The organism is Burkholderia cepacia ATCC 25416, from assembly GCF_001411495.1.
GTDB classification, from domain to species: Bacteria; Pseudomonadota; Gammaproteobacteria; order Burkholderiales; family Burkholderiaceae; genus Burkholderia; species Burkholderia cepacia.
Genome location: NZ_CP012982.1, coordinates 3,022,278 through 3,038,008, shown reverse-complemented (window position 1 = coordinate 3,038,008; position 15,731 = coordinate 3,022,278). Strand labels below are relative to the sequence as shown.

Below are 15,731 nucleotides of genomic sequence, written 5' to 3'. Positions count from 1 at the left end.
GCCTGCGGACCCGGCCGCGCAACGATGCGGCGCCTTGCGATCGACGCCCGGCCAAACCGATCCAGAACACATGCGTGCAACACGCACGCGCCGCAACGGGCTCCTTCGACAGCGCTCGCTGCCGGATATGCCGCGACAAGCCATTCCATGATGCATTTCAATCTGACTGAAGGTGTGCTGGTTTCCAGCCTGCAGGGGCTCGGCGCGTTCGATCTGGCCGGCATCGCCGTCGCGCTGCTGCTGGGCGGCATGGCCAAGGGGATCACCGGTATAGGCGTGCCGCTGATCGCGATGCCGATACTCAGCCAGTTCCTGCCGATCCGGCATGCGGTGCTGCTGCTGTCGATGCCGATCATCCTCGGCAACATTCCGCAGGCGCTGGAAGGCGGCCAGGTGCTGGCGACGGCACGCAAGATCGCCGCACCGATCGCGGGCACCGTGATCGGCAACATCGTCGGTGTCGCGATCCTGCTCTCGCTCGATCCGGGTCATGCGCAGGCGGCGTCCGGCGCGCTGCTGATCGTCGCCGCGACGCTGATGCTCGCCGCGCCGAAGCTCAACCTGCCTCCCGCTTGGCAGAAGCCCGTCGGCTTCGCACTCGGCTTCGGCGCCGCGCTGATGGAAAGCATCGCGTCGGTTCCCGGCCCGCTGCTCGCCACCTACCTGATTTCGTCCGGCGCGACCGGGCGCGTCTTCACGAAGCAGATCGCGATCATCCTCGTGGTGTCGATCGTCACGCTGCTCACGACGTTCAGCGGCGCCGCGCACGCGAGCGCCGCCGACCTCGCGATCTCGGCGGCGGCCAGCCTGCCGGCCATTGCCGGCATGTGGCTCGTTCGCCCGCTGCGGGACAAGATGTCGCCCCGCAGCTTCAGGATGGTCGTGCTGCTCTTCGTGCTCGTCGCGGCATCGCAGATGATCTGGAAATCGGGCGTGTTCCGGCACGGCGGATCGCACGTTACCCAGGTGGACAACACGCACGCGGGCACGCACTGACGGGCGGCGGATTGCCATCGATCCCGCATGCGTTCTGAAAGCTGCCGAGCGTAGTATTCGCGGACCCGGCGTATCGCCGCGCCCGACGATGCGAACGATACGTCACCGACTGTCCTGCTCGCACGCCGATGTCCGCATCGGCGCTGCCGCGCTTTCAGAGACCTGCAATGGAAACCTACGTGTTGCTCGGCTGCGGATTCGGCCTTGGCCTGTTGATCGCCGTCTGGGGTATCTGGCAACTCAAGTAACGCTCGCCATCCGCGTCCGTGCGCAAGCATTCCGTATGGAGACGGACGGGAAATCGTAGTGTGCGGCGCTCATTTCTCAACTCCTTCGCACTCCGACCCGGCCATCCGGCAGCTTCGGCTACCCGTGCCGGCTTCCGTTCGAAAGCAAGCGTGACCGAGCCGCATCGAAGCGTGCGCACTCGGCCTTGAGCCAGTCCGAAAAAACCGTGGTGCGCGGATCGTCTGGATTGCGTGACAACAGCATGTAGCGCGCCGGCGCACGCACGTGCCTGCCGAAAACATCCACGAGCCGTCCGCTCGCGATCTCGTCATGTACCAGCGCGGCGCGCCCCATCGCGACGCCCTGATGGTTCAGCGCGGCCGTGATTGCCAGGCTGGAGAAATTGAACTGCGGGCCGTCAAGATGCGCCGTCCACGCGGGACGCACCGCCTCCAGCCACGTGCGCCACTCCACGAACTCGGGTGCGCCGCCCCACGGAGCCGCGTCGTGCAGCAGGACGACGCCGTCCAGCGACTCCCCGCCGGCAAAGGACGGATGCTGCGCCAGATACGCGGGCGTGGCGACCGGAAACAGGATTTCGTCGAGAATGGCCTCGGCATGCAGCCGCCCGTATTGCACCGGGTCGTAGCGCACCGCCACGTCGATGTCGTCGGTCTCCATGGCCTGACGATCCAGCACCTGAAACTCGGCCCTCACGCGAACCGGCACGTCCGGTTGCAGCCGATGAAATTCGGACAGGCGCGGCATCAGCCATTGCAGCGCGAGCGACGGCAGACAGCTCACCTGCAGCGGCGCGTCCGGCATGCCGAGCGCCTGAAGCGTGCGATGGATGTCGCCGAACGCGCTCGACATCGTTCCGAGCAGGGTCGCGCCCTTCTCGGTCAACTTCAGCCCGCGCGCCTGACGCACGAACAGCGGGTAACCCAGCCGGTCCTCCAGGTTCCGGATCTGCTGGCTCACGGCGCTTTGCGTCAGGTTGAACGCCTGCGCCGTCTTCGTGAAGCTCAGCAACCGGCCGGCCGTTTCAAAGCACAGCAACGCACCAAGGATCGAACCATCGAGTCGCATCGTTATAAGTCAGGCTAATGCATTCATTAGAAATCGGCGCTTTTGCGCAACCGGTTCGAATCGTAGCATTCAAGCCTGATTCGCCGTTCATCCGACGCAAGACCGATCCATGACCTTCACGCTCCAGCCTTCCGATCTATTAGCCAAGCTGCAATCGCGCCACCCGCTGCTGTGGCTGAATCCCCACGCCGGCAGCCCGCTGCCGCACGACGCACCGACGATCGACGCCATTGCAATGGCCGAAGCACGGCTGGCGCGCTGCGAACCGCTGATGGCCGAGCTGTTTCCCGAACTCGCGGCGAGCGCGGGAAAAATCGAATCGCCCCTGATGCCGGCAGACAGCCTGCAGCGCAGCTTGTCGCTCCCGGCAGACGAACACGGCGCGTGGTTCATCAAGCGCGACGACGCACTGCCGGTCGCCGGCTCGATCAAGGCGCGCGGCGGCTTTCATGAAGTGCTCGCGCTCGCGGAGTCGATCGCGATCGAACACGGCCTGCTCGAACCCGCGGACGACCGTCGGCTCCTCGCCTCGACCGCCGCACGCGAACTGTTTGCCGCGCACACCGTCATCGTGGGCAGCACCGGCAATCTCGGCCTGAGCATCGGCGTGATGGCCGCCGCGCTGGGGTTCGAGTCGGTCGTTCACATGTCGACCGACGCGAAGCCGTGGAAGAAGGCGCGCCTGAGAGCACGCGGCGTTCGCGTGATCGAACATGACGGCGACTACGCGCAAGCCGTCGCGGCGGGACGCTCGCAGGCACGCCATCAACCGCGCAGCCACTTCGTCGACGACGAAGGCTCGCTGATGCTGTTCCTCGGCTACGCGGCCGGTGCCCGGCATCTCGCCGCACAGCTCGCCGGGGCGGGCCGCGGCGTGGATGCGGCGCATCCGCTCTTCGTCCATATCCCGTGCGGCGTCGGCGGCGCACCGGGCGGCATCGCCTATGGTCTCAAGGCGCTGTTCGGCGAGCACGTGCATTGCTTTTTCGCGGAACCCGTCGCTTCGCCGTGCATGCTGGTCCAGCTGGCCGCCGGCCTCGGGAAGCCCGTATCCGTCTACGACGCGGGGCTCGACAACCGGACCGAGGCCGACGGCCTGGCAGTCGCACAGGCGTCGCACCTCGTCAGCCCGCTGATGGCGTCCCAGCTGTCGGGCGTCTTCACCGTCAGCGACGCGCAGCTTTACGCGCAGTTGCTCGCGGTCCGGCGCGCGACCGGCGTGGAACTCGAGCCGTCGGCCGCCGCTGCCGTCGGCGGCCCCGGCTGGCTGACGCACTCCCCGGCCGGAAAGGACTACGTGCATCGCCACGCGATCGACCTGCGCCGCGCGACGCACGTCATCTGGGCGACGGGCGGCTCGCTCGTGCCGCCGGAAGAACATCGCCGCTTCCAGTCGCATGCAAACGCGCTCGCCGATGCCGCGCCCGGCGCCTGATCCACTCAGGCCGGCGTCCAGCCCCGTTCCCGAAGACGCGTTAGACTGTCCGGATGGAACAATGCCGTTATTGCCAGAGAATCCGCGATGAATGGGATTGCCACGGTGACGAATGCCGCCGGGCAATCGCCAAGGCGCTGCGCCGGCAGCGCGCGGGCCTGCCCATGGTGCCCGATCGCATCCGCAACGAACTGCCGTCCGGCGCGCCGACCCAGCAGGTGATCGCCGTGCTGTCGCGCCAGCGCCTGCGCGCGCGCCGCGGCAACGAGGAACGCCGGGAACGCAAGGAAATCGACGACGACGTCTGACCCGTCGGCAACACCACCCGTCGGCCGCCTCTCCACCCGCGCATTCGCCGTCGGGCACCCGTCGTGCACGCCATCCGCGTCGCGCGCATTCGCTCCGCTCCATTGCAAATCCGGCAACATCGAATAGGGACGGAACGCGCATATCCCGGAATTATTACTCCAGCGACAACGATCTTTCACCAAAACTCACGTTTACCCTAGGTCGACCGGCGCCTACGATGTAATCAACCGCTTACGACATGGTGTCGAACGCGGAAAGCCAATAAACATCGGAGGTCATCATGAAATCGCTCGTTTCCGCAGTCGTTGCCGCTGTCGCCCTGTCCGCTTCGTTCGGCGCATTCGCCCAAAGCACCGTGACCCGCGCGCAAGTGAAGAACGAACTGGTTCAGCTCGAACAAGCCGGCTACAAGCCGAGCCAGGCGAGCCCGCACTACCCGGCCGACATCGAAGCCGCGCAAGCCCGCGTGCGCGGCGCCGACAACAGCGGCTACGGTGCGCAACCGGCCGCGACCGTCCAGGGTGGCGCACCGGTCGTCAAGGTGCAGAACCCGCGCGACTCGGTCTACTTCGGCCACTAAGCCTGCCGCCGCGCGCCTTCGCGCGCAGCCTGCACCATCAACGAGCCCGTCCCGCGACGGGCTCGTTGCGTTTGCATCGCACGTATCGTGCGGCCGGCCGTCACCGGCTTTCGCCCGACGCGACGCGGCCGGCCGCTTCGTCCGCGCCGCCGCCGGCGGCACTCCCGCTGCCGACCAGTTCCTGGTAGCGCACGTATGCGCATTGCGCAGACGCCTTCGCCGCGTACATCGCCGCGTCGGCCTTGACGAGCAGTTCCTCGGCGGACGCGCCGTCGGCCGGAAACTCGCTGACGCCGATGCTCGCGCCGACGGCCATGCGCCGGTCGCCGAACTCCAGTTCTTCAGCCATCACGAGCTGGATGCGCGACGCGACGTCGCCGATCACCGCCGGTGAGCGCACGTCCGCAATCAGCACGATGAATTCGTCGCCGCCGAGCCGCGCGACCATGTCGCCGCCGCGCAGCACGAGGCTCAACCGCTTGGCGACCGCGACGAGCGCGCGGTCGCCGGCCGAGTGCCCGTGCTGGTCGTTGATCTGCTTGAAGCGGTCGAGATCGACGAACATCACGGCCAGCCCCTCATGCATCGCGGCCGCACGCCGGATCGCGGCATCGAGCTGCTCCATGAACAGCAGGCGGTTCGGCAGCGCGGTCAGCGCATCGTGGCCGGCGAGGTGCGTGAGCTCCAGCTGCTTCGCGCGCAGCATCGCGACCTGCGTGCGGATCTCGACGCGCATGCTGTCGAAACAGCGCGCGAGCACGCCGATCTCGTCGGCGCGCCCGACCGGCAACTGCTCGGCGGCCGGATCGTCGAACACGTGCGTCGCCGCGCGCGCGAGCGTCTGCAGCGGCCGCGTGATCGCGCGCGCGAACAGGATCGCGAGGATGACCGCCATCAGGCTCGACACGAGCACCATCCGGATGATCCGTTCGCCGAGCACGCCGGCCGGCGCCAGCACGTCGGCCAGCGGGCGCCCCATCCCGAGCACGACGAAGCGGTTGCCCTCGTCGTGCCCGAACGGCGTGCGCGCGAACGCGAACATCTGCCCCGGCGCATCGGCGGGATCGGTCAGGCCGTTGAGGGTAACGTTCGTGCGTGCGCTGTCGAACAGCGCGCGCGTGACGGCGAAACGGTCCTGCATCAGCACGCGCCGCCCGCGATCGAAGCCGAACGTCTGCGACGGATCGGGGTGCACGAGGAAATCGCCCCACTCGTTCGCGAGATACACCGCGTAGTCCTCCGGCAGATCGCGCTCGAGCCGGTCGAACACGCGCGACAGTTCGACATCGACGACGAGTGCGCCGACCGTCTGGCCCGACGCGTCGACGACCGGCGTGCCCACGCGCAGGATCGGCAGCCCCTCGGCCGCGTGCGTTCCCGTCTCGTGGTTGATCACGATCGGCGACAGGTAGATATGACCCGGTGCCGTCGCGAGCGTATCGAATACGTAGGAAAACTGTCCTTTCTCCTGGAACGCGCTGTCCGGCAGCACGACGATGCCGTGCGCATCGCGATCGACGCGAATGCGTTCGATCCCGAAATCCCCGCGCGCGATCAGGCGAACCTGCAGGTATTCCGGGTGATTTCTCATGAAGCTGTAGAACACCTGCTCGAGCTCGAGCCGCGCGCGTGACGCGCCATCCCGGTTGTCGCCGCCCGAGACCAGCGCGCACGACGGCATCTGCGCGAGCACGAGCGCATCGTCCGCGACGTCGGACAGCGCGGTGGTGAAGCGTTGCCCGAGCAGTTGCGTCGACATCAGCAGACTGTGCTGTGCCTCCTGCACGAGCATCGCGCGGTTCGCGCGATACGCGTAATAGCCGGTCGTGCCGGACGCGATCACGCCGATGCATGCGAACAGCACCGACAGTTTCGATGTGAGCCCGAGCCGGATCATTTTCCGAACCGCTCCGGACGGTCGCCCGACACGATGCGGCTCCACAGCGATTCGCGTCGCGCGATGTCCTCGACGGGCTGGAGCCAGACGAGATGCTGGTGCCCGGTGTCGAGGCCCGGCGGCGGCGCGAGCGTGTTCGCGAGGCCCTGGCGTTCGGTCAGCAGCGCGCCGATCGCCGGTTCCAGCATGTAGTTGATCCATGCGAACGCGAGCTCGGGATGCTGCGCGCCGCGCGTGACGGCCCAGCAGTCGAGCCACGCGAGCGCGCCTTCGTCCGGGATCACGTAGCCGACGTCCGCGCCGGCGCGCCGCAGCAGTTCCACCTGCTGCGTGCCGTAATTGCCGAACATCAGCGCCGCGCGATGCTCGACGAACAGCGCGGTCGCCTCTTCAGGAAGCGTGTAGTACGTCAGCAGGTTGCGGCGCAGGTCGATCAGCTTGTGCGCGACGGCGAGCGTCTGCGCGGGCGACAGGCGGAACGGATCGGGATAGCCGAGCGCCAGCGCCGTGAACGAAAAATTGTGCTGCGCGCTGTTGAAGTCGAGCACCTTGCCGCGGTAGCGCGGATTCCACAGCTCCCGCATCGAGCGCGGTGCGGCGGAAACCTGCCTGCGGTCGTAGATCAGCCCCATCGACGAATACGTAAACGGGATCGCATGGGCAGCCCCCTCTTCCACGAGCCCGTCGATCGTCGCGAGCTGCTGGAAGTTCGGCAACTGCCGCCGCCGGTTCGGGATGCGCGACAGGTCGATCGGCGCGAGCAGACGTTCGTGCGCGTAGCGCTGAATCTCGGCCGTGTTTGCAGCCAGCACGTCGTACGGCGGCGGCGCCGCGCTGTGCATCCGTGTCCACAACGCTTCGTCGGAGTCGACGAACGTCACTTCGACGCGTACGTGAAATTGCGCCTCGAATGCGCTGACGACATCGCTGTCCGCATAACCGGGCCATGCGAGCACGCGCAGCACGTTGTCGTTGACGGCTTCGGGAGAGGCGGCGGGCACCGGCAGCGCAGCGGCAAGTAAGCCTGCCGTCAAAATGATGAGCAGCCTGCGCACGGCGATACGTACGCGCGTACGTGCGCCGATTCCCCTGATCAATCGGACCCCGCGTGAATCGCCCCGCTGCATTCGACTGTCCTTTTTCGAGTCGATGCGATATCACGCAACAAGACCATAAAACCCACGGTCGCGCAATCGGAAGAAGCCGTATACGGCGCACGCGCGCCATCAGCGACGCCGCATGCCGGTGCCGTTACGGCGGCCCGCTTCCGTCGACCGGGACGAACTTTAGCGCCACGCCTGCGTGAATTCCGCGATCACGCGCGACAGGTGCGCGCCCATCGCCTCGCGTGCAGCCGCCGCGTCGCGCGCCATGATCGCCGCGAAGATCCGCTGGTGATCCTCCTGCGATGCCTCGCGCAGCGCGGTCGAGTGAAAGTGCTCCTCGATCTTGTCCCACAGCGGATCGCTGCGCGCGCAGTCCCACATCGCGGTGACCATGTGCAGCAGTACCGTGTTGCCGGTCGACTCCGCGATGCGCAGGTGGAACTGGCGATCGGCCGCGTCGTACGCGGCCTTGTCGTCCATCTGTTCGCGCATCGTCGTCAGCGAGAAGAACAGCCGGTCGAGATCCGCATCCTTGCGTTCGGTCGCCGCGAGCGCGGCGACTTCCGCCTCGATCAACCCGCGTGCGCGCAGCGTCTCGATCGGCCCGGGGCCGCGCGGCACCTCGAACGTCACCGGCCGCGCCGCATCGGCCGCCGATACGTAGATGCCCGAACCGATCCGCACCTCGACGATCCCCTGCACCTCGAGCGCGATGATCGCCTCGCGCACCTGCGTGCGGCTCACGCCGAACTGGTCGGCCAGGCTGCGCTCGGACGGCAGCCGCGCGCCGGCCTCGAACGCACCGGCAGCCACCATCGCGTGAATCTGCCGCGCGAGGCCGATATAGGAGCGGTCCGCGGCATCGGCATCGCGGCTGGCTGGCTGGCTGGAAAGATCGGTCATCGAAAGGCTCGCAACAGGCTGGCCGGCACCGTCGCGGCGCCGGATCGGCAAAATGGTACACCAATTTCGGCCCGCGTCCGGTTCGACGTATTGGCCGACGCGCCGGGGCTCGCGCCGAAGCGTCATGCCGCCGGTTGCGATTCCGACAACTGGTAAACCACTATCCCGCATAACTGGCATACCAATCATAATCCGCACACCGGAGACGGGCCGGCACGCCGCCGCCCGTCCGCCCGATGCATCAACCGCCAGCCAGGAGCCGCTCCAGTGAAGATGTCTTTCCGTTGGTACGGCGAGTCCGATCCGGTCTCGCTGCAATACATCCGCCAGATCCCGGGCGTCACGCATATCGTGTCGGCGATCTACGACGAACCGGTGGGCGAAGTTTGGCCCGCGCACAAGATCGACGCGCTGAAGGCGACGATCGAACGCGCCGGCCTGCAGTTCGAAGTCGTCGAATCGGTGCCGGTGCATGAGGACATCAAGCTCGGCAAGCCGGGCCGCGACCGCCTGATCGACAACTACCGTCAGACGATTCGCCACCTCGGCGCGGCCGGCGTGCGCGTCATCTGCTACAACTTCATGCCTGTCTTCGACTGGACGCGCACCGAGCTGTCGAAGACGCTGGACGACGGCTCGACCTGCCTCGCGTTCAGCACCGACGCGGTCGACCGGATCGATCCGGACGACGGCATCGCGCTGCCGGGCTGGGATTCGAGCTACCAGCCCGAACAGTTGCGGGCGCTGCTCGCCGAGTATCGCGACGTCGACGAGGCGGCGCTGTGGGCGAACCTCGAATACTTCCTGAAGGCGATCGTCCCGGTCGCCGAGGAAGCCGGCGTGAAGATGGCAATCCACCCCGACGATCCGCCGCGCCCGATCTTCGGGCTGCCGCGCATCGTGAAGAACCGCGACGATCTCGCACGGATCGTGCGCATCGTCGACACGCCCGCGAACGGGCTGACGCTGTGCTCGGGCTCGCTCGGCGCGGGCCCGCAGAACGACGTCGAGGCGCTCGTGCGCGAATTCGGCGCGATGGGCCGCATCCACTTCGCGCATATCCGCAACGTGAAGGTCGACGCGAACGGCGATTTCGAGGAAACGGCGCACCTGTCGAGCTGCGGCTCGCTCGACATCGCCGCGATCGTGAAGGCGTACCACGACACCGGCTTCACCGGCTACGTGCGCCCCGACCACGGCCGCATGATCTGGGGCGAGACGGGCAAGCCCGGCTACGGCCTCTACGACCGCGCGCTCGGCGCGGTCTACCTGAACGGCCTGTGGGAAGCGCTCGCGAAGTTCGACCGCACGCCGTCGCCAGTCACCCGATAACCCGCCCATCGCGGTGGCCGGCGCAGCGGATCGCCGGCCGCCCGTCACGACATTCCGCACGGAGACACCCCATGCCACGCATCCGATGGGCCATGATCCTGATGTGCTTCCTGGCCAACGTCATCAACTTCATCGATCGCGCGAACCTCGCGATCGCGGCGCCCAGCATCCGCGCCGACCTCGGCCTCGACGCGGTCGGCATGGGGCTCGTGCTGAGCGCGTTCTTCTGGACCTACGCGTTCCTGCAGTTGCCGGCCGGCTGGTTCATCGACAAGGTCGGCGTGCGCGTGAGCCTCGCGCTCGCGGTCGGCTGGTGGTCGGTGTTCACCGTCGCGACGGGCGCCGCGCGCGGCCTCGCGCAGCTTGTCGGCGTGCGGCTGATGCTCGGCGTCGGCGAAGCGGCTGCGATCCCGTCGTTCGCGAAGGTCGCGTTCAACTGGTTCCCGCGCAGCGAACGCGGGCTCGCGAGCAGCATCTTCGACAGCGGCTCGCGCGTCGGCTCCGCGCTGTCGCTGCCGCTCGTCGCGTGGCTGATCTCGATCGTCGGCTGGCGCGGGTCGTTCGTGATCACGGGCGGCATCGGCATCGTGTGGGCGCTGGCGTGGTGGTTCGTCTATCGCGACCCGGAACGCTATCGCGCGATCGCGCCTGACGCCGTCGATGCCCTGCTCGCGCAGCGCGGCGCACCGGCCGTTGCGGCCGCAACCGACGGCCCGAAGGTGTCGTGGCTCGACCTGTTCCGCTATCGCACCGTGTGGGGCATGATGATCGGCCTGTTCTGCCTGAACTTCGCGATCTACTTCTTCATCACGTGGTTCCCGAGCTACCTGCTGCAGTCGCGCGGCTTCTCGCTCGCGTCGCTCGGCACGTGGGGCATGCTGCCCGCGCTGCTCGCGATTCCAGGCGGCTGGCTCGGCGGCTACGTGTCGGACAGCCTGTTCCGCCGCGGCTGGAGCGCGACCGCCGCGCGCAAGACCTGCCTCGTGCTCGGGATGCTGCTGTCTTCGTCGATCGCGCTGTCGGCCTTTGTCGAGAACGTCTGGGCGTGCCTTGCGCTGTTCGCGCTCGCGTATGCCAGCCTGTCGTTCGCGGGCGCCAATGTATGGACGCTCGTCGGCGAAGTCGCGCCGACGCCGGCGCATGTCGCGTCGCTCGGCGGCATCCAGAATTTCGCGGGCAATCTCGCGGGGATCTTCATCACGACGTTCACGGGCGTGATGCTGTCGATCACGAAGGGCTCGTTCGTCGTGCCGCTCGCGGTGGCCGGCGCGTTGTGCGTGGTCGGCGCGCTGTCGTACCTGTTCATCGTCGGCAAGGTCGAGCCGCTGCCGCCGCTGCGCGGCGGTGCGAACCGGCGGAACGTGGAGCCGAACGCGGCCTGACGCGGCGAGAACGCGCGGCCGGCACGCGTGCACTTTCCTTTTCGGGCCGCGCATCGGACAATGAGCCGCGCCCGCCGGCGCGGCGCCAGTCCGGCCCGCGCGCGGCGACGGCGCGCGCCACCCTCGCCGATGAAACGCTACGAAACCCTCGCCCATACGATCGCCGACGACATCCGCAACGGCAACCTCGCCGTCGGCACGCGCCTGCCGTCGCTGCGGCAGATCATCGCGCAGCACGGCGTGAGCCAGTCGACGGTGTTTCGCGCGTACTACCTGCTCGAACAGTGGGGGCTGATCCGTGCGCGTGAACGCTCGGGCTACTACGTCGCGCCGGGCGCGACGCCGGAGGCGGGCCCGGCGCCCACGCGCCGCGTGAAACGGGCCGGCGCCACGCGCAAGGTCGACATCAGCAGCCTCGTGTTCTCCGTCCTCGACGCGGCCACGCAGCCCGGCATCGTGCCGCTCGGCTCCGCATTCCCGTCGCCGCAACTGTTCCCGTTGCCGCGCCTCGCGAAATCGCTCGCGCAGGCCACGCGGCTCGTCAGCCCGTGGAGCACGGTCGTCGACCTGCCGCCCGGCAACGAGGCGCTGCGCCAGCAGATCGCCCGGCGCTATCTCGCGACGGGCATCTCGCAGCCCATCGACGAGATCGTCGTCACGAACGGCGCGCTCGAAGCGCTGAACCTGTGCCTGATGGCCGTCACGCGGCCCGGCGACGTCGTGGCCGTCGAAGCGCCCGGCTTCTATGCGGCGCTGCAGGCGATCGAACGGCTCGACCTGCGCGCGGTCGAGATTCCCGTCGATCCGCGCACGGGCCTCGATCTCGATGCGCTCGCGAACGCGCTCGACCGGCACGACATCCGCGCGTGCTGGTTCATGACCAATTTCCAGAATCCGACCGGGGTCACGCTGTCCACCGAAAAAAAGCGTGCGCTCGTCGAATTGCTCGCCGCGCGCGACGTGCCGCTGATCGAGGACGACGTATACGGCGAGCTGCATTTCGGCCCCGACTACCCGCTGCCCGCGCGCGCGTTCGATCGGCACGGCCTCGTGATGCACTGCAGCTCGTTCTCGAAGACGCTCGCGCCCGGCTACCGGATCGGCTGGGCCGCCGCCGGCCGGTTCGCGGAGAAGGTGCAGCGGCTCAAGCTGATGACGACGCTGTCGGCCAGCATTCCCGCGCAGGCCGGCATCGCGAACTATCTCGAGCACGGCGGCTACGACCGGCACTTGCGCAAGCTGCGCGGCGCGCTGCACACGCAGCTCGACCGGATGGACGACGCGCTGCGCCGCTGGCTGCCGGCGGGCGTCGAATGGGTGCGGCCCGAAGGCGGCTATTTTCTGTGGCTCGCGTTTCCCGACGCGATCGACGCAATGGAGCTGCATCGCCAGGCGATCGCACGCGGGATCAGTTTCGCGCCGGGGCCGCTGTTTTCGGCCGCGCACGGCTTCGAACGTTGCGTGCGCGTGAACTTCGGTCATCCGTGGAGCCGCGACATCGAACGCGCGATCCGCGTGCTCGGCGAACTGGTCGCGCAGCCGTCGGTCCGCAAGGGCGATTGAAGCGCGCACGGTGCGCCGCCTGCGTCACGACCCTGCACGCAACCCGTGCGCGGGTTACAGTGCTGATCCCGCCGCCTCTTCACGACTTCCCATGAGTCAACTGCCCTACCTCGATCACGACGCGCTGTTGAAACTGGCCACCGAAGCTGCGCACGTCACGCAGCCGTGCACCTGCACGAAAACGCCGCTCGCCGGATGGACGACCTTGCCGCTATCGCTGCAGGACGCGCAACTGACCGAAGTCGCCACGCTCACGCCGCCCGGCGAGGCTGAGCCGACCTACGCCGAATATCATCCGGCCGGCACGCGCTACGCGTCGGACGACGCACCGATCGCGCTGCGCCATTTCCCGTACAACCGCTGCACCGTGAGCCGCTGCCGCGCGTGCGGCCGGCTGTTCCTGCGCTACCAGGAAGGCGGCGGCTACTTCATCGACCAGCGCATCCGCGCGCTCGATCCGGCGCTCGTCGTCGACGCCGACGCGTAAGCACCCGTCACGGGCATGCACGCATGCCCGGCCTGCACCGGCCTCTCGCCGGCCATCTGCTGCGCCCTTTTCGTCCCGATCTGCTGCTTGTCCCGCCGCCCCGCGTTCCCTACGCTGTCTCCGGTTGCCTGACACCCGTCGCAACGCCCTCCCGAGCCGTGCGCATCGTGCCGTGGCTCCTCTCGCGTATCACGTCATGTATCGATATACCGTTTTCGACCGGGCGCTTGTGCACAGCCGCGCCGCCCAGTTTCGCGACCAGCTCGAGCGCTGGCAGCTCGGCACGCTGAGCGAAGACGCGTTCCGGCCGCTGCGCCTGCAGAACGGCTGGTACGTGCAGCGCCACGCGCCGATGCTGCGCGTGGCCGTGCCCTATGGCGAACTGTCCAGCGCGCAGCTGCGCGTGCTCGCGCGGATCGCGCGCGACTACGATGTGCCCGACGACGCCACCTACCGCGCCGCATGCGACGCGCAGGCCCTGCTCGGCACGCTGCGCCTGCCGACTCGCAGCGCGCATTTCACAACGCGCACCAACGTGCAGTTCAACTGGATTCCGCTCGCCAGGGCCGCCGACGTGATGGACCTGCTCGCGACCGTCGACATGCACGGCATCCAGACGAGCGGTAACTGCATCCGCAATATCTCGTGCGACGAGCGCGCCGGCGTCGCGCCGGACGAGATCGCCGATCCGCGCCCGTTCGCCGAGGTGATGCGCCAGTGGACGACGCTGCACCCCGAATTCGCGTTCCTGCCGCGCAAGTTCAAGATCGCCATCACCGGGGCAGCCGAGGATCGTGCCGCGACCGACTGGCACGACGTCGGCCTCAAGCTCGTGCGCGACGATACGGGCGCACTCGGCTTTCGCGTGAGCGTCGGCGGCGGGATGGGCCGTACGCCGACGATCGCGACGCTGCTGCGCGCGTTCCTGCCCTGGCAGCACGTGATGAACTACATCGAGGCGATCGTCCGCGTGTACAACCGCTACGGACGGCGCGACAACAAGTACAAGGCGCGCATCAAGATCCTCGTGAAGACCGAGGGGCAACGCTACATCGACGACGTCGAGGAAGAGTTCCGCCAGATCGTCGAACACGACGGCGGGCTGCACACGATCGCCCAGGTCGAGTTCGACCGCGTCGCCGCGTCGTTCGTCGCGCCGCGCCTCAAGCCGCGCACGGCCAGCCTGCGCGACGCGAACCTGCGCGTGTCGGCCCAGGCGGCACACCATCCGGCCTTCGCGCGCTGGCTCGCACGCAATGTCGCCGATCACCGCGACCCGGCGCTGCGCATCGTCACGCTGTCGTTCAAGCGCCGCCTGCAGGCACCGGGCGACGCATCGCCGGACCAGCTCGATGCGCTCGCCGATCTCGCCGACCGTTTCTCGGCCGGCGAGGCGCGCGTCACGCACACGCAGAACGTCGTGCTGCCATGGGTGCATGTCGACGACCTGTTTCTGCTGTGGGAAGACGCCCGCGCGATCGGGCTTGCCAGCGCGAACGTCGGACTCCTGACGGATATGATCGCGTGCCCCGGCGGTGACTTCTGCGCGCTGGCGAACGCGCGCTCGATCCCGATCGCCGACGCGATCGCCGAGCGCTTCCAGGATCTCGACATGCTGCACGACGTCGGCGACATCGACCTGCACATCAGCGGCTGCATCAACTCGTGCGGCCATCATCACAGCGGCCACCTCGGCATCCTCGGCGTCGACAAGGACGGCGCCGAGTGGTACCAGGTCACGCTCGGCGGCTCGGACGGCTCGACCGCGAGCGGCCCGGCGCGGCCGGGCAAGGTGATCGGCCCGTCGTTTTCGGCGGACGAGATCGTCGATGTCGTCGAAGCGATCGTCAACGCGTACCTCGACGCGCGGATCGACAACGACGGCCGCAGCGAACGGTTCATCGACACCGTACGCCGCATCGGCACGGAACCCTTCAAGGCCGCGGCGAACAACGCGCGCCATCAGGTGGAGCCCGCATGAAGCCAGAACATCCCACCGAACGCATCCGGCTGCTGACGCCGGTCGAACATGCCGCTGATACGCAGCGGCACGACGCCGCGACGCTGACGATCGGCAACGACGAGGAACTGCCGCCGCTTGCCGCGCAAATCGCGCAGGCCGCGCGCATCGACCTGCAGTTTCCGTCGTTCACCGATGGCCGTGCATACAGCCAGGCCTACCTGCTGCGCAAGCGCTACGGCTTCGCCGGCGACCTGCGCGCGACCGGCGAGGTGCTGGTCGACCAGTTGCTGCTGATGGAGCGCACCGGGTTTTCGAGCGCGGTGCTCGGCGACGGCACGGACATCACGGCCGCGCGGCGGCAGCTCGACCGGTTCCCGGGCTTCTATCAGCACGATGCGAGAACGGCGATGCCGCAGCAGAACGCGGCAACGCCCGCCGCAAAATGAAACGGGCGGCACGCT

14 protein-coding genes are annotated in these 15,731 nt (G+C 68.0%); 10 read left to right on the top strand and 4 right to left on the bottom strand.

Annotated features, from left to right (window positions below; all coding sequences use genetic code 11):
• The first annotated feature begins 147 nt into the window (after nt 1-147).
• A complete protein-coding gene (locus APZ15_RS30715; RefSeq protein WP_034196063.1) occupies nt 148-996 on the top strand; it encodes a sulfite exporter TauE/SafE family protein in 849 nt (282 codons plus the stop codon).
• Between the two features lie 366 nt (nt 997-1,362).
• Here the strand turns inward: APZ15_RS30715 and APZ15_RS30710 are convergent, their stop codons facing one another.
• A complete protein-coding gene (locus tag APZ15_RS30710; protein ID WP_034196064.1) occupies nt 1,363-2,313 on the bottom strand; it encodes a LysR substrate-binding domain-containing protein in 951 nt (316 codons plus the stop codon).
• 109 nt (nt 2,314-2,422) lie between these two features.
• Here APZ15_RS30710 and APZ15_RS30705 point away from each other — a divergent pair, with 109 nt between their 5' ends.
• From APZ15_RS30705 to APZ15_RS30695, 3 genes are all read left to right on the top strand, one after another.
• Nucleotides 2,423-3,748 (top strand): D-serine ammonia-lyase, encoded by a 1,326-nt coding sequence (locus tag APZ15_RS30705; protein ID WP_027791786.1) that lies wholly within the window; start codon nt 2,423-2,425, stop codon nt 3,746-3,748.
• A gap of 53 nt (nt 3,749-3,801) precedes the next feature.
• On the top strand, nt 3,802-4,056 hold the full coding sequence (locus APZ15_RS30700; protein ID WP_027791787.1) for a hypothetical protein: 255 nt from the start codon (nt 3,802-3,804) through the stop codon (nt 4,054-4,056).
• 281 nt (nt 4,057-4,337) lie between these two features.
• Complete coding sequence (locus APZ15_RS30695; RefSeq protein WP_027791788.1) at nt 4,338-4,637, top strand: DUF4148 domain-containing protein; 300 nt, start codon at nt 4,338-4,340, stop codon at nt 4,635-4,637.
• A 100-nt stretch (nt 4,638-4,737) separates the two neighbouring features.
• On the opposite strand, the gene APZ15_RS30690 is transcribed toward APZ15_RS30695, so the two are convergent.
• The 3 genes from APZ15_RS30690 to APZ15_RS30680 all read right to left on the bottom strand — a co-directional run bounded on the left by APZ15_RS30690 (nt 4,738) and on the right by APZ15_RS30680 (nt 8,543).
• Entirely contained in the window at nt 4,738-6,534 is a 1,797-nt protein-coding gene (locus APZ15_RS30690) for a GGDEF domain-containing protein (RefSeq protein ID WP_027791789.1), read from the bottom strand.
• Entirely contained in the window at nt 6,531-7,661 is a 1,131-nt protein-coding gene (locus APZ15_RS30685) for an extracellular solute-binding protein (protein WP_027791790.1), read from the bottom strand. Before APZ15_RS30685 ends, APZ15_RS30690 begins: the two co-directional genes overlap by 4 nt.
• A 159-nt stretch (nt 7,662-7,820) precedes the next feature.
• On the bottom strand, nt 7,821-8,543 hold the full coding sequence (locus tag APZ15_RS30680; RefSeq protein ID WP_027791791.1) for a FadR/GntR family transcriptional regulator: 723 nt from the start codon (nt 8,541-8,543) through the stop codon (nt 7,821-7,823).
• A gap of 267 nt (nt 8,544-8,810) precedes the next feature.
• Here APZ15_RS30680 and uxuA point away from each other — a divergent pair, with 267 nt between their 5' ends.
• The 6 genes from uxuA to APZ15_RS30650 all read left to right on the top strand — a co-directional run bounded on the left by uxuA (nt 8,811) and on the right by APZ15_RS30650 (nt 15,716).
• Nucleotides 8,811-9,875: a mannonate dehydratase gene (gene uxuA, locus APZ15_RS30675; RefSeq protein ID WP_027791792.1), complete on the top strand. Its 1,065-nt coding sequence runs from the start codon at nt 8,811-8,813 to the stop codon at nt 9,873-9,875.
• A gap of 71 nt (nt 9,876-9,946) precedes the next feature.
• Nucleotides 9,947-11,257 (top strand): MFS transporter, encoded by a 1,311-nt coding sequence (locus tag APZ15_RS30670; RefSeq protein ID WP_027791793.1) that lies wholly within the window; start codon nt 9,947-9,949, stop codon nt 11,255-11,257.
• Nucleotides 11,258-11,386: 129 nt separating this feature from the next.
• Nucleotides 11,387-12,820, top strand: a complete 1,434-nt coding sequence (locus tag APZ15_RS30665) for an aminotransferase-like domain-containing protein (RefSeq protein WP_027791794.1) — start codon at nt 11,387-11,389, stop codon at nt 12,818-12,820.
• Nucleotides 12,821-12,911: 91 nt separating this feature from the next.
• Complete coding sequence (locus tag APZ15_RS30660; protein WP_027791795.1) at nt 12,912-13,307, top strand: hypothetical protein; 396 nt, start codon at nt 12,912-12,914, stop codon at nt 13,305-13,307.
• A gap of 196 nt (nt 13,308-13,503) precedes the next feature.
• Nucleotides 13,504-15,288 (top strand): nitrite/sulfite reductase, encoded by a 1,785-nt coding sequence (locus APZ15_RS30655; RefSeq protein WP_027791796.1) that lies wholly within the window; start codon nt 13,504-13,506, stop codon nt 15,286-15,288.
• A complete protein-coding gene (locus APZ15_RS30650; RefSeq protein WP_027791797.1) occupies nt 15,285-15,716 on the top strand; it encodes a DUF934 domain-containing protein in 432 nt (143 codons plus the stop codon). The genes APZ15_RS30655 and APZ15_RS30650 overlap by 4 nt, the downstream gene beginning before the upstream one ends.
• Nucleotides 15,717-15,731: the final 15 nt, after the last annotated feature.